1 protein-coding gene is annotated in these 389 nt (G+C 38.3%); it reads left to right on the plus strand.

The genetic code is table 11. The features are described from left to right. Window positions 1-389, plus strand: a 389-nt coding sequence (locus P6733_RS17920) for a hypothetical protein (RefSeq protein ID WP_306354316.1), incomplete at both ends; no start/stop codon positions are given.

The following is a 389-nucleotide window of genomic DNA, read 5'->3' on the forward strand; positions in this document are numbered from 1 at the left end:
GGCCAATCGGACCCGCTAATTAAAGATGCTTTACTCACCGTAATTAATAAAAAAGGATTCCTACCTCCACTACCAACGGAGGAAAATCCAAATCAAGCACCCATTTCTGGAAAACCACCCGTTCGTGGCATTCCTGATCCATCTAGCGTTTTTGAATTAGTCAAAAACAGCGAAAACTCCATAAAATCCTTGAAGCAAACCATTGAAACTAAAAACGGATCCGATTTGTTTGATTTTATCGTAGAAGATTTGGAAGAATTAAAAAGAGTTTTATTTAATCCTACTAGTATTGATGCTATTATGGCCGGTATGGACGCTTCAGCTTGGTTAAATGAACATATTTACCAGTGGCTGGGAGAAAAAAATGTCGCCGATAAACTGTCAGAATC

The organism is Flavobacterium aerium (genome assembly GCF_030766725.1).
In the GTDB taxonomy this organism is placed as follows: Bacteria; Bacteroidota; Bacteroidia; order Flavobacteriales; family Flavobacteriaceae; genus Flavobacterium; species Flavobacterium aerium.